The organism is Kribbella sp. NBC_01505, from assembly GCF_045040285.1.
Classification (GTDB): domain Bacteria; phylum Actinomycetota; class Actinomycetes; order Propionibacteriales; family Kribbellaceae; genus Kribbella.
Genome location: NZ_CP109425.1, coordinates 1,973,918 through 1,986,848, shown reverse-complemented (window position 1 = coordinate 1,986,848; position 12,931 = coordinate 1,973,918). Strand labels below are relative to the sequence as shown.

At 69.5% G+C, this 12,931-nt stretch carries 14 protein-coding genes; 7 read left to right on the top strand and 7 right to left on the bottom strand.

Features of this window, described 5'->3' with window-relative positions:
* Positions 1-12: 12 nt before the first annotated feature.
* Positions 13-840, bottom strand: coding sequence for an ABC transporter ATP-binding protein (locus OG474_RS09085; protein WP_405061784.1), 828 nt, complete (start codon positions 838-840; stop codon positions 13-15).
* A gap of 153 nt (positions 841-993) precedes the next feature.
* Here OG474_RS09085 and OG474_RS09080 point away from each other — a divergent pair, with 153 nt between their 5' ends.
* Positions 994-1,593, top strand: coding sequence for a dihydrofolate reductase family protein (locus OG474_RS09080; RefSeq protein ID WP_405061783.1), 600 nt, complete (start codon positions 994-996; stop codon positions 1,591-1,593).
* A gap of 27 nt (positions 1,594-1,620) precedes the next feature.
* Positions 1,621-2,526 (top strand): hypothetical protein, encoded by a 906-nt coding sequence (locus tag OG474_RS09075; RefSeq protein WP_405061782.1) that lies wholly within the window; start codon positions 1,621-1,623, stop codon positions 2,524-2,526.
* A 94-nt stretch (positions 2,527-2,620) separates the two neighbouring features.
* Here the strand turns inward: OG474_RS09075 and OG474_RS09070 are convergent, their stop codons facing one another.
* The gene (locus OG474_RS09070; protein ID WP_405061781.1) at positions 2,621-3,568 is read right to left on the bottom strand and encodes an NAD-dependent epimerase/dehydratase family protein; all 948 of its coding nucleotides are present in this window, start codon (positions 3,566-3,568) and stop codon (positions 2,621-2,623) included.
* Between the two features lie 162 nt (positions 3,569-3,730).
* On the opposite strand from OG474_RS09070, the gene OG474_RS09065 reads away from it, so the two are divergent.
* The 4 genes from OG474_RS09065 (at position 3,731) to OG474_RS09050 (ending at position 7,867) form a co-directional block, all read left to right on the top strand.
* Complete coding sequence (locus OG474_RS09065; protein WP_405061780.1) at positions 3,731-4,408, top strand: SDR family NAD(P)-dependent oxidoreductase; 678 nt, start codon at positions 3,731-3,733, stop codon at positions 4,406-4,408.
* A gap of 136 nt (positions 4,409-4,544) precedes the next feature.
* Entirely contained in the window at positions 4,545-6,005 is a 1,461-nt protein-coding gene (locus tag OG474_RS09060) for an LCP family protein (RefSeq protein WP_405061779.1), read from the top strand.
* Between the two features lie 81 nt (positions 6,006-6,086).
* Positions 6,087-6,476, top strand: a complete 390-nt coding sequence (locus OG474_RS09055; RefSeq protein WP_405061778.1) for a YciI family protein — start codon at positions 6,087-6,089, stop codon at positions 6,474-6,476.
* A gap of 140 nt (positions 6,477-6,616) precedes the next feature.
* Positions 6,617-7,867, top strand: coding sequence for an RNA polymerase sigma factor (locus tag OG474_RS09050; protein WP_405061777.1), 1,251 nt, complete (start codon positions 6,617-6,619; stop codon positions 7,865-7,867).
* On the opposite strand, the gene OG474_RS09045 is transcribed toward OG474_RS09050, so the two are convergent.
* Positions 7,864-8,496, bottom strand: a complete 633-nt coding sequence (locus OG474_RS09045) for a response regulator (RefSeq protein ID WP_405061776.1) — start codon at positions 8,494-8,496, stop codon at positions 7,864-7,866. The two genes, OG474_RS09050 and OG474_RS09045, sit on opposite strands and share 4 nt — an antisense overlap.
* The gene (locus OG474_RS09040) at positions 8,493-9,614 is read right to left on the bottom strand and encodes a sensor histidine kinase (protein ID WP_405061775.1); all 1,122 of its coding nucleotides are present in this window, start codon (positions 9,612-9,614) and stop codon (positions 8,493-8,495) included. Before OG474_RS09040 ends, OG474_RS09045 begins: the two co-directional genes overlap by 4 nt.
* 113 nt (positions 9,615-9,727) lie before the next feature.
* Between OG474_RS09040 and OG474_RS09035 the strand changes: the two genes are divergently transcribed.
* Positions 9,728-11,269 carry a carboxylesterase/lipase family protein gene (locus tag OG474_RS09035; RefSeq protein ID WP_405061774.1) on the top strand — a complete coding sequence of 514 codons (1,542 nt, stop codon included), beginning with the start codon at positions 9,728-9,730 and terminating at the stop codon, positions 11,267-11,269.
* Between the two features lie 63 nt (positions 11,270-11,332).
* On the opposite strand, the gene OG474_RS09030 is transcribed toward OG474_RS09035, so the two are convergent.
* The 3 genes from OG474_RS09030 to OG474_RS09020 all read right to left on the bottom strand — a co-directional run bounded on the left by OG474_RS09030 (position 11,333) and on the right by OG474_RS09020 (position 12,895).
* Positions 11,333-11,953 (bottom strand): snapalysin family zinc-dependent metalloprotease, encoded by a 621-nt coding sequence (locus tag OG474_RS09030; protein WP_405061773.1) that lies wholly within the window; start codon positions 11,951-11,953, stop codon positions 11,333-11,335.
* Between the two features lie 211 nt (positions 11,954-12,164).
* Positions 12,165-12,476 carry a DUF3618 domain-containing protein gene (locus OG474_RS09025; protein ID WP_405061772.1) on the bottom strand — a complete coding sequence of 104 codons (312 nt, stop codon included), beginning with the start codon at positions 12,474-12,476 and terminating at the stop codon, positions 12,165-12,167.
* Positions 12,473-12,895 carry a phage holin family protein gene (locus OG474_RS09020; RefSeq protein ID WP_405061771.1) on the bottom strand — a complete coding sequence of 141 codons (423 nt, stop codon included), beginning with the start codon at positions 12,893-12,895 and terminating at the stop codon, positions 12,473-12,475. Before OG474_RS09020 ends, OG474_RS09025 begins: the two co-directional genes overlap by 4 nt.
* Between the last annotated feature and the right edge of the window lie 36 nt (positions 12,896-12,931).

The window sequence follows — 12,931 nt, the reverse complement described above, 5'->3', positions numbered from 1 at the left end:
GGGTCAGAACTTTCAGCTGGTCGGAATGCGACTGAGGTGCTTGCCGATCGGGCGGGTGGTGACCAGGCCGGTGGCCGGGTCGGTGCCCACCTCGATCGCGATGCCGTAGGTCTCGGACAGCGCGCCGGCGTCCAGTACCTCGGCGGGCATCCCGGTCGCACGTACTCGCCCCTGATCGAGCAGTGCGATCCGGTCCGCGACTGCTGCGGCCTGGTTGAGGTCGTGCAGTACGACGCCCACCGCGACCCCGTGGTCGTCGGCCAGGTCACGCATCAGGTCGAGGATCTCGATCTGATAGCGCAGATCGAGAAAGGTGGTCGGCTCGTCGAGCAGCAGGACGCCGGTGTCCTGGGCCAGGCAGGTCGCGAGCCAGACACGTTGCAGCTCGCCACCGGACAGCTCGTCGACCGCGCGGTCGGCCATCCGGGTCACCCCGGTGACCTCCATCGCGTGCCCGATCGCGCGGTGCCCGTCCGGGTCGTCACCGCGCCAGCGGCCTCGATGCGGATGGCGTCCGTACCCGACGACGTCGCGGACGCTGACACCGTTCGGAGTCGGCCGGGACTGCGACAACAAGGTCACCTTGCGGGCGAACTCCTTGGCGGACAAGGCGAGTGCGTTCTCGCCGCCCGGGAACGTGATGCTGCCGGCCTCCGGTTGATGCAGCCGAGCGAGGGCGCGCAGCAGGGTCGACTTGCCGCTGCCGTTGGGCCCGACCAGCGCGGTGACGCTGGCGGCCTCGATCCGCAGCGACGCACCGTCGACCACGCGAACGCCGTGATATCCCAGGCGCAGGTCGTCCCCTGCAAGCCCTCTGACGTCCTCACCGGCTTCGTGCATGGCCGAAGCATAGCCTTACCTAACCTGTCAGGAATATCGCCGAGATCGCCTTCCAGCCAGACGCAAGCGGTTGCCTTGGTCACACGGCGAATGATGTGGTGACAGGACGTGCCGCCGTACTCACGGTGTGCCCGGAACCGAAGGGGTGTGGGGATGGGCCGGCTGGTGGTGACCGCGTTCATGAGCATCGACGGGGTGGTTCAGGCGCCGTCGCTGGCCGACGAGGACGGCGACGGCGGGTTCACCTTCGGCGGCTGGATGACGCCGTACGCCGATCCTGCCGTCACCGAACTGCTCACCCGCGTGGTGCTCACGGCCGACGCGCTGCTGCTCGGACGCCGTACCTATGAGATCTTCGCGAGCTTCTGGCCGACCGCGGACCCGGCCGACCCACGGACCATCCGGCTGAACGAGCAGCCCAAGTACGTCGCCTCGTCCACGCTGACCGACCTGCGCTGGCGCAACTCGACCCGCATCGAAGGCGACCTCGCCAGCACCGTCCGTGAGCTCAAGACCCGGCACCGCGAGATCGGGGTCTGGGGCAGCACCACCGTGCTCCCGCAGCTGCTGCACGCGGACCTGGTCGACGAGTTCGTCCTGCTCGTCCACCCGGTCCTCCTCGGCCCCGGCAAGCGCATCTTCGACAACACGCCGCGCCTGAGCCTGCACCTCACCGAATCCACCACCTACGCGACCGGCGTAGCCCTGCACACGTATCAACGCGTCCCGACCGTGCTGGGGGAAGCCCTCTGAAAGACGGTCAGGCCGCTACGCTGAGTGGTGACGAGCTCAGCGGAGGTGGCGATGGAGCCGGTGTTCGCACCTGGTGTGCCGGAAGCGGTACGGCGGTTGTACGAGCATCGGCCGGAGTTGTTCGTGCCCGCGGACACGCCACGACCGAAGCGGGAGACGTGGTGGTCGGTGGCACCGGCGAACACGTTGGGCCAGTTGCTGGTGTGGATCGCGGTCTGCGTGGGCGGGTGGCTGCTGGCCGTGATCATCATGGCGGGCACATTGCCGGCCGCGGTCGCGGTGTGGATCTCTGTGGCGCTGGCGGCGATTGCCGTCGTGGCGACCGGCGGGGTGCTGGTGAAGTCGATGGTCGAGGACCGCGGGCACAAGGCGGTCCGCGTGCAGCACGGGTCGTACCTGCTGCCGGCCGATTTCGACGATGCGGCCGCGCGGTTGCTGGGCCGGGCTCAGCGTGCGGTGAAAACGGTGCTTGAGGCAACAGTTACCCGGCGCGGCCTACTCGACGACATGCAGAACGAACTGGTCCTGCCGGAGCAGGTGTGGGACATCGCGCAGGTGCTCCGCGAGCAGACCGTCCTGCGGGCCCGGCAGCGTGACGTCGCCCGCGGGATGGCGACCGCCGAGCTCGACACCGTCCTCGGCCCGCAACGCCGCGCGCTCGCCCTCTCGGTCAACGCCATCGAGCGCAAGGTCGACCTGCTCGAGCACTACGCCCACCGCGTCCGCTCCGCCGACGCGGCCCTCCGCGCCGAAGCCGCGCTCGCCGACGGCGACCGCTACATCGAACTGCTCGCCCGCACCGAACCCGTCGGCGACACCACCGTCGTCCAAGGCTTCGCCGACGAAGCCAGCGCCCTCCGCGACACCTTCACCCGCTCCATCAACGCCGCCCGCGACGCGGGCCGAACGCTCGCCCTCCCCGAGGGCCAATAGCCGTCGGTAAGGACACGTAGATGCCGGCGCGGATCGCTCCGGCCCCGCTCACGTCGGCGTTCGACGCCTCTGCCCGCGACACCTCTAGATGTCCTTACCGACGCTGCAGGAGGTCTGCCTCGGCTTGGTCGGAGAGGCCGACCTCCAGTGGGGGCTCGCCGCGGTCGTGGTCCCAGGCGCGGAGGTCGGCGACGGTGTCCTTCAGCGAGGTGACCGGCATGCCGGCGGCCCGGGCCTTCGACGGGTCGCGGCGGCGGGCGGCCCACACCTCCTCCGCTTCCATCAGCGGGAAACGCGCCGGTACGGCGTCCGCCGGGACCTGCACGAGCTCCACCGCGGAACCGGCCAGCTCGGCCGCCGTCGTGATCAGTTCGCCGATCGTGCTGTCCGGGCCGATGGCGTTGAACGCACCGGGCCGGTCGTCCGCGATCAGTTGCACCACGAGCCTGGCGAGATCCCGGCTGTCGATGAACTGCAGCGGCTGCTCCGGCGTGGTCGGCAGCGCAACCCGCCCGCCGCGCGCGCCGCGCCGTACCCAGTAGAGGGCGGTGGTGGACGAATCGCCCGGACCGGTCACGCGCCCCGGACGCACGAGGGTCGCGCGATCGCCGTACCGCTCGAGAACGTCGTCCTCGCAGGCGACCTTGCAGCGTCCGTACGTCTCGTTCGTGAGGACGTCGGCGGCACGCAGCGGAGCTTGGCGCGGCGCGTCCTCGGTCATGCCGGCCGGCAGGGTCCGCACGTAGACCGCGTGGCTCGACACGAAGACGTACCGGCCGACGCGATCGCCGAGCACGTCCATCGCCTCATCGACCTGCTTGCTCTGGTACCCGCTGAGATCCACAACCGCATCCCACTCGCCCGTCTCCAGGGCCGCGTAGTCACCGGCATCCCGGTCGCCGACCAACTGCACCACTTCGGCCGGCAGACCGTCCCCGCTCAGCCCGCGACTGAACGAGGTCACCTCCGCCCCGTGTTCCAGCGCGTCCAGCACGACCGCACGCCCGACAAACCCGTTCCCGCCCAACGTCAGAATCCGCATCCCGCGACGCTATCCCCGCCCCCGCGCCGCCGCGACCGAATAGTCACCGGCGCAAGAACAGGACGTATGCCTGTAGTAGGTCCCGCTGCCACGCTCCGACGGTGCTCGACGCGGTCCCAGTGGGCATATACGTCCTGTCGTTGGGAGCTCTAGGCTCGGGCCATGATGGAGCGGACTGTGGTTGTTGCCGGGGGCACCGGTGGGTTGGGGCGTGCCGTCGTGGCGGGGTTCCTCGCGAGCGGGTGGCGGGTCGTGGTGCCGGGGCGGACGGAGGAGTCGCTGGAGCGGTTGGGCGCGGACCCGGCCCTGACCCCGATCGTGGCGGACCCGTTCGACCCGGCGGGGGTGGCTGACGTGGTCGCGTTGGCGACGTCGGAGCTGGGCGCGCCGGTGCGTGCGCTGGTGAACCTCGTCGGCGGATTTGCCTCCGGAGCGCGGGTCCACGAGACGCCGATCGAACAGTTCGAGGAGCAGTTCCGGCTCAACCTGCGGCCGACGTACCTGCTCACTCAGGCGGTCCTCCCGCACCTGCTGGCAGGCGGCGGCGGAGCCATCGTCTGTACGTCGAGCCGGGCTGCCCAGCGGCCGTTCTCCGGAGCGGCGGGGTACATCTCGGCCAAGGCCGCAATCCTCGCGTTCGCCGATGCCCTGCACGTGGAGTACGCGAAGGACGGCATCCGGGTGAACACGGTCCTGCCCGGGACCATCGACACCGCCGCCAACCGCAGCGCCATGCCGAACGCCGACACCAGCGGCTGGACACCGCCCGAACGGATCGCCGGAGTCATCCGGGCACTGGTCGAAACCGATGGGTTTGCGGGCGGTCACTACCCGGTATGACAACCAAACGCCTCTGTAACACGTCTGGAGATGTGGAGTGTGCTGCAACGATGCACACTGACTGGGGACGGCGACAGGGGAGTCGATGGGGAGACACTCGCACACGGCAGTCACACGGGCACGCTCGGTACCGAAGGTGCTGGGTCTGACCCTGCTGGGTGCGTTGCTGCCCGGAATCGGACTGATCGTCGGCGGTCGCCGCAAGATCGGTGCGTTCGTCCTCACCATCACCGTCGGCCTGCTCGGTCTCGGCGCGTACGTCGCTCTGACCCGGCGGGACGAGGTCCTGGCCGCGGCCGTGGATCCGAGCCGGCTGCTGGTCACCTCGGTCTCGATCGCGGCGCTCGCGCTGCTCTGGATCGTCGTGATCGTCGCCTCGCACCGTTCGTTGCGTCCGGCAACTGGTCGGGCCGGCGGCCGGGCGATCGGTGCGACCTTCGTCGGCGTGCTCTGCTTCGCGATCGCGGCTCCGACGGCGTTCGCCGTACAGACCGTGCTGGCGCAGCGGACGCTGGTGCAGGACGTGTTCGTCGCGCAGGGCGAGAGCAAGAGCGCCACCCGGCCGAAGACGGTGAACGTCAAGGACCCGTGGGAGAACAAGCCGCGGCTCAACCTGCTGCTGCTCGGCGGCGACGACGCGCCGGGCCGGCCCGGGGTCCGGACCGACACCGTGATCGTGGCGAGTATCGACACCAGGACCGGCAACACCTCGCTGATCTCGATGCCGCGGCAGCTCACCTTCATGCCGTTCCCGAAGGACTCGCCGCTGTACAAGAAGTACCCGAACGGCTTCGGCAAGGAAGGGCTCAGCCTGGAAGGCCGGCTCGAGTGGATGCTGACGGCGATGTATCAGAACATCCCCGACAAGTACCCCGGCATCCTCGGACCGTCCGACAACGAGGGCGCCGACGTCCTGAAGCAGTCCGTCGGTGAGGCGACCGGCCTGAAGCTCGACTACTACCTGCAGGTCAACCTGACCGGGTTCCCCGAGCTCGTGAACGCGCTCGGCGGGATCACCGTCAACGTGAACGAGCGGGTGGCGATGGGTGGGGTCAGCAGTTCGCACACCCCGCCGAAGGAGTGGATCGAGCCCGGCCCGAAGCAGCACCTGGACGGGCGGCACGCCCTGTGGTTCGCCCGCGGCCGGTACAGCGCCGACGACGACCAGCGGCAGGTCCGCCAGCGCTGCACGATCAACGCGATGGTCGCCGCGGCCGACCCGGCCACGCTGGTCACCAAGTACAAGGCGATCGCCAAGGCCGGCCAGCGCCTGCTCCGCACCGACATCCCGCAGGAGCTCCTCCCGGCGCTCGTGCAGCTCGCCGTCAAGGTCAAGGCGGGGACGGTCTCGAACGTCAACCTCGACGTCTCGAAGCTGAAGATGAAGTACCTGCACCCGGACTACGACGGGATGCGCGAGGCGATCGAGCAGGCCCTCGAGCAGCCCGCCCCGCCGGCCACCCCGGTGAGCAAGACCCCGCCGAAGACGCCGAAGTCCCCGAGTTCCCCGTCCGGCACCAAGACCACGCCGCCACCGACCCAGAACCTGGCCGACGCCTGCGCCTACCAGCCCGAAGGCGGCGACCAGCCGAGCTGAACTCTTTCCGACCCGAGTGTCGATCCGGACTCCCGCCGTACGACGTGAGAGTAAGAGACCGACACCGACAAGGGGAGAGCCATGCGTTACATGATCATCAACAAGGTCGACGCGGACAGCGAAGCCGGTAAGTTTCCGGCGCCGGCGGTGATCGAAGGGGTCGGCCAGGTGGTCGAGGATCTCTCGAAGGCCGGCGTGCTGCTCTTTGCCGAAGGTGTGCACCGTAGCTCGCTCGGCGCCCGCGTGCAGGTCGCCGACGGGCGCCGTACCGTCACCGACGGCCCGTTCGCCGAGACCAAGGAGCTCGTCGGCGGCGTCATGGTGGTCGACGTCCGCTCCCGCGAGGAAGCCGTCGAGTGGGCCGCCCGGCTCGCCGAAGCCCTGGGTAGCGAGGTAGAGGTTCGGCGCGTGGTGGAGGAAGCGGACTTCGCTCCGGATTCCGACGTGTTTTCCGTACCGACCAACGGGTAGTAGTCCGCTCGTCCCGCCGCGATCCCGCCTGCCCAGGCGGGGGAGCGCTGTGAAGGCTGCACCACTACCCGTTCGTCGGTACGCCGTCACCCGTGGCAATCATGGTTGCTGTTTGGGGTGGGGTGGGGTTTTATCGCGGAGTGACGGATGTGCACGGGGCGATTGATGCGGTGTGGCGGATCGAGTCGGCGCGGATTGTGGCCGGGGTGGCTCGGATCGTGCGGGATGTCGGGCTGGCCGAGGAGCTGGCCGGGGATGCGTTGGTGGCGGCGCTGGAGCAGTGGCCGGAGTCGGGGGTGCCGAACAACCCGGGCGCCTGGCTGATGGCGATCGCGAAGCGGCGGGCCATCGACCTGATCCGGCGCAAGGACACGTACCAGCGCAAGCTCGCCGAGATGGGGCACGAGCTCGAGATCGACGGGGAGAGCGTCGAGGACGACGTGGAGGCGATCCTCGAGGACACCATCGAGGACGATCTGCTGCGGCTGGTGTTCACCGCGTGCCACCCGGTGCTGACGATGGACGCGCGGGTGACCCTCACCCTCAAGCTGCTGGGTGGCCTGAAGACCGACGAGATCGCACGCGCGTTCCTCGCGCCGGAGTCGACCATCGCGCAGCGGATCGTCCGGGCGAAGCGCAACCTCGCCAAGGCTGGCGTCGAGTTCGAGGTGCCGGTTGGGCCGGAGTTGCTGGACCGGCTGGGCAGTGTGCTCGAGGTCGTCTACCTGATCTACAACGAGGGCTACTCCGCGACCACCGGCGACGACTGGATGCGGCCGACGCTGTGCAACGAGGCGATGCGGCTCGGCCGGTTGCTGGCCGAGCTGATGCCGGACGAACCCGAGGTGCACGGCCTGCTCGCCCTGATGGAACTGCAGTCGTCCCGCGCGAACGCCCGCCTCGGCCCCGACGGCGAACCCGTCCTGCTCCTCGAGCAGGACCGCCGCCGCTGGGACCGCCTCCTGATCAACCGCGGCCTGGCCGGTCTCGACCGCGCCTGGGCCCTGGAGAAGCCACCCGGCCCGTACCTCGTCCAGGCCGCGATCGCCGCCTGCCACGCCCGAGCCGCCGTCGCCGACGACACCGACTGGGAACGCATTGCCGGCCTGTACGCCGTCCTCGCGCAGCTCGTGCCGTCACCGGTCGTCGAGCTCAACCGGGCGGTCGCGATCTCGATGGCCTTCGGCCCGGCTCAGGGCCTGGAGGCGGTCGACGCGTTGGCCGACGAGCCGTCGCTGAAGGACTACCACCTGCTCCCGAGTGTTCGCGGTGACCTGCTCTTCAAGCTCGGCCGCCTCGACGAAGCACGTAAGGAGTTCGAGAAGGCGGCCGGCCTCACCCGCAACGAACGCGAACGCACCCTCCTCCTCGAACGCGCCGCCGCCTGCTAGTTTTCCGCGTCCTGCAGGAGTACGGCGACCTGGGTCCGGTTGGTCACCTTCAGCTTGGTCATCAGCCGGCTGAGGTGGGCCTTCACGGTGCCGGTGCTCAGGTAGAGCTCGGCGGCGATGTCGGGGTTGGTCAGCCCGCGGGCGACCGCGGTGGCGATGGCTCGCTCGCGGTCGGTGAGCGAGGCGAGCAGGTCGCGAGCCCGGTCCTGCTCGGGCGCGGTGACATGCTGGATCAGCCCGGCCAGCACGGTCGGCGACAGCACCGGCTCGCCGGCGGCCGCTCGCCTGATCGCGTCGACGATGTCCGCGGGCGGTGTGTGCTTCAGCACGAAGCCGGCCGCGCCCGCCCGCAGCGCCCGCAGCACCTGCTCATCGGCGTCGTACGTCGTCAGCACGATCACGACCGGCGGATCCGGCAGCGCCCGCACCTCCGCGGTGGCGGTGATCCCATCGGTGCCAGGCATCTTGAGATCCATCAGCACAACGTCCGGCCGCGTCGACGTCACCAGTTCGCAGACCGCGGATCCGTCGTCCGCCTCGCCCACGACCTCCATGTCCGGAACGCCGCCAAGCATCGTCCGCAGCCCCATCCGGACCAGCGGATCGTCGTCGACCAGCAGCACCCTCATGGCGCCAAGGGTAACCACGCGGTCAGCCGGAACGCACCGTCCAGCAGGCCGTAGTCGAGCCGCCCACCCAGCAGATCCAGCCGCTCCCGCAGACCCAGCAGACCGAGCCCGGTCCCCGGAACCGCTGCCGACGCGGCCGTCACTTCGTTGCTGACCACAATGATCAGGCCGTCGGAGACCTCGAACGACACGTCCACCGTGCGCCCCGGCGCATGCTTGCGCGCGTTGGTCAGTCCCTCCTGCACCACCCGGTACGCCGTCCGCCCGGTCGCCTCGGAGATCGTTGCATCCGGCAACTCGTTGATCCGGACCGGCTGACCGGAGCGGGTGGCGTCGTCGACCAGCGCGCCGATCTGGCGCAGCCCGGGAACTCGCAGGTCCGGTTCCGGCGGCGGGTCGTCGTCGCGGAGCACCCCGATCACCTGCTGCAGATCGGTCAGGATGTCGTGCGACGCGCGCCGGATCACCTCCGCGGTTGCCGCGACCTGCTCGGCGGGCGCGTCCGGCCGGAACGCCAACGCTCCCGCATGCACGCTGAGCAAGGAGATCCGGTCGGCGAGTACGTCGTGCATGTCGCGCGCGATGCGCAACCGCTCGGACCGTCGCGCGTGCTCGATCCGGGCCCTCTCCTCGGCCCGCGACCGCAGTACCCGTTGCTCCGCCTCTTGGGCCAGCCGGAGCCGTAGCCGCAGGAACAGGCCCAGTTCGATCGCCCCGATCAGCACCAGGACCCCGAAGATCGGCCAGTACGTCGCGAACCCCTGGCGGAGGAACAGGTTGACCGTGACCATCGCCAACGCGAACCCCGCGACCGCCAACGCCTGCTGGTACCGCCGGCGGACCATGACCGAGGCGATCGCCGCCGCCGGACCGGCAGTCGTCGTCACAGCGGTCAGCACCAGCAGGACAACGGCCACCGGGATCGGCCACCGGCGGCGGAAGAGCAGCAGGGGCGGACCGATCACGGTCGCCGCCACGTCCAGCACGATCCAGGCCTGGGCGGGCGGCCGGCCCGCGGTCAGCTCACCGGCCAGCGTGAAGCCGGCGACGACGTACGCGAGGAGCATCAGCGCGACGTCGGCCAGGCGCCGGCGACGCGGCCAGGGAGGTTCGTCCATGCTCCGAGCCTAAGAGCAACGCGGCCGGTCCGGGCCGGATCATGGACCATCGGCCCGGACTCTGGCCACCTGGCTACTGCCGGATCGACCATCGCGGCCAGCAGGCTGAAGCCATGATCAGAAGACTGAGGTTCCTCCCGGCAGCGGTCGGCGTACTCCTCGCCACGCTGCCGGTGCCCGCAAGCCAAGCCGGTGCCGACCCCGCGGTCGTCCGGCTCCAGGACGGCGTGGTGCGTGGCGTGACCGGTCCGTCGACGATCACGTTCCAAGGCATCCCGTACGCCGCTCCGCCGGTCGGCAAGCTGCGGTGGGCCGCACCGCACCGTCCGGCCGCATGGTCCGGTGTCCGCGACGCGTCCAAGCCGACGCCGTACTGCCCGCAGCCCGGTGGGGACGGCAAACCGATGCCGACCACGTCGGAAGACTGCCTCTACCTGCACGTCACCGTGCCGAAGTCCAAGTCCAAGGGGCCGCGACCGGTGATGGTGTGGTCGCACGGGGGCGGGTTCAGCTCCGGATCGGGCAGTGGGCACGTACCGACGAGTCTGTCGGCTGAGGGCGATGTGATCGTGGTGACCGTCGACTTCCGGATCGGGATCTTCGGGAACTTCGGCCTGCCCGGCCTCCCCGGCTCGGGGACGTTCGGGATGCAGGACCAGCAGGCGGCGCTGCGGTGGGTGCGCGGCAACATCGGTGCGTTCGGCGGGGACGCGCACAACGTGACGCTGTTCGGCGAGTCCGGCGGTGGTGTCGGGACCTGCGGGCTGCTGACCTCACCCGGTACTCGCGGTCTGGTCGATCGGGCCATCATGCAGAGCGGCTCCTGCCTGATGGACTGGCCGCGCAACGGCCTCTGGATGGACGCGGCGGCAGGCTCCTTCTGGGAGCCGACGGCGAAGATCCAGAAGCAGGGCCGCGCGGCGGCCGCGAAGCTGAAGTGCACGGGCCCGAACGCGGCGGTCCTGAGCTGTCTGCGGAGGCTGGACACCGCCGACGTGTTCGCCGAGTCGGCCGTCTTCGGTTCTGTTGCCTACGGCAACGCGACGCTGCCGCTCGAACCCGGCAAGGCGTTGCGGGCGGGACTCGTGCCGCGGATCCCGATCATGTCCGGTCACACCAAGGACGAGGCGCGCGCGATCGCTGCGATCGCGGAGCTGCTCAGCGATCCCGTCACGGACGAGAAATACCCGACCCTGCTACGAGAGGCGTTCGGCGAGCGGGCAGCTGAGGTTCAGGCCGTCTACCCCGCCAAGAACTACGGTACGGCGGCGCTCGCGTGGTCGGCGATGGACACCGATCGGGTCTGGGCCTGCACGCAACGTGCCACCACGAAGGCGTTCGCGCGGCACGGCGATGCCTACGCCTATGAGTTCGCCGACCCGGCGGCACCTGGGTATGTGCCGTTCCCGGCGGGCTTTCCGACCGGTGCCTCGCACGGGTCCGAGCTGAACTATCTGTTCGACGCGGCGGGCGGCCCGCCGTACCAGCTGACTGCGGCGCAGAAGAAGCTCGCACAGCAGATGCGGAAGGCGTGGACCGACTTCGCGCGGACGGGTAACCCTGGCTGGGCGCAGTGGCCGACGGTCCAGCAGTTGGCTCCGGGAGCGGTCCGGCCGGCTGACCATCACTGTGACTTCTGGAGCAGCTTCAAGTAGAAGAAAACAGTCCGGGAGCCCCTTGCAGCGAGGGCTCCCGGACCGGGTACGGCGGTCAGTCGATCACCAGAGCTGGTTCACCCGGGAGCGCTCGGCGGCGTTCGGGTTCGGGTTGGTGCAGGACGGGCCGGGGCCACCACCGGACATCAGCTCCGAGCAGGGCCCGGAGTAGTGGTCCGGCAGACCGAGCACGTGGCCGGTCTCGTGGGCGGTGATCCGGGTCGAGTCGTACTGCTGGGCCTGTGCGTGGTCGATGAAGATGTAGCCCCGGCCGTGACCGTTGGTGGAAGCGTACGACCCGCGAGAGTCATTGCCTTGCCTGTAGTCGAAGTCGTAGCTACCACTGGTCACCTCGACGAGCTGGACGTCGGTGACCGAGGAGTTCCAGATCTGCGTGCTGCGGCTGATCTGGCTGCGGTAGGTCGATGCGTTCACCTTGTACCGGACGGTGACCGCGGCGAGCTTCTGGCCGGACTTGGCGGCCTTTGCCTGCTGGGCGCGGACGGACGTCCAGACCGCGTCGTAGAAGGCCTTGGACGCGGCCTGGTCGGCAGCCGAACCGGTGTACGACGAGATCGTCGTGGCGGTCGACTCCGGCGCGGGTGCCGCGGACGCGGTGGCGACCGGTGCGGCAACAGCAGTGGCGAGTACGGCGAGGGTTGTCAGGGCATGACGGTATGACATGGGCGGGCCTCACTCCGTTGGGCGGCGGATACAAATAGCGACCAGGGGACTACGTGTCGCTACCACTCCGGAGAATGCCAAACCTGTTCGCTGTATGCATCCCCTCACCGCCAACGCAGGGGATAACCCGCGCAAATCCCTGCCATCTCGCGAAAAACCCGCTATCCCCCTGCCCCGAAGGCAAGGGGATAGCGTCAAGCGATAGCCCGGCCTACTTGTGGCGGGTGACGAGCCAGGCTGCGGCGCCGGCGCCCAGGACCAACGCGCCACCGACGGCGGCCGTGGCCTTGGGGTGCTGCTTCGTGAGCGCCGGGACCTGACCCGCGGTGTCCTTCACCCGGAGGCTGGCCATGCCGGCGTTCGCCTTCACCCGACTGCCTGCCTCGGCGGCGGACTCCTTCAGACGTCGTGGGACGTTGAGCTGGTGGGTGAGCTCCTGCACGGTGTCGGCCAGGTGCTGGCGGGTCTGCTCGAGATCGAGGCGCAGTGCCTCGGTCTCGGAGATGTCGTCGCGGTGCTTCATGAGGTCAGAGTCCCTTCCCGATGGTGGCCCTTGAGGGCTTCGATGTCCTCGTGGACACCCTCGACGGCGCGTTGCGGAATGGGCGGAGTTGCTTGACTGACATGGCGTTTGCCGAGCAGCGCCGCGACCGCGGCCACCGCGAACAGCGCCACGGCGACGATCAGCGCCGCCAGCCACGCAGGCAGTACGACGGCGAGCCCACAGATGGCCGCCGCGATCAGTGCACCGAGTCCGTACAGCGCGATCGTCCCGGCCCCACCGAACAGGCCGATCCCGACACCGGCTTCCTTACCCTTGTCCTTCAGCTCGGCCTTGGCCAGCTGTAACTCGTCCCGAACCAGTCGACTCATGTCGCTGGTCAGGTCACTTACCAGTGCGCCGACATGCTGGTCCTGTACGACGTCCGAACGCGTACTCATCTCCGGCCTCCCGTGATCGGCTCCCACACCCGGTAC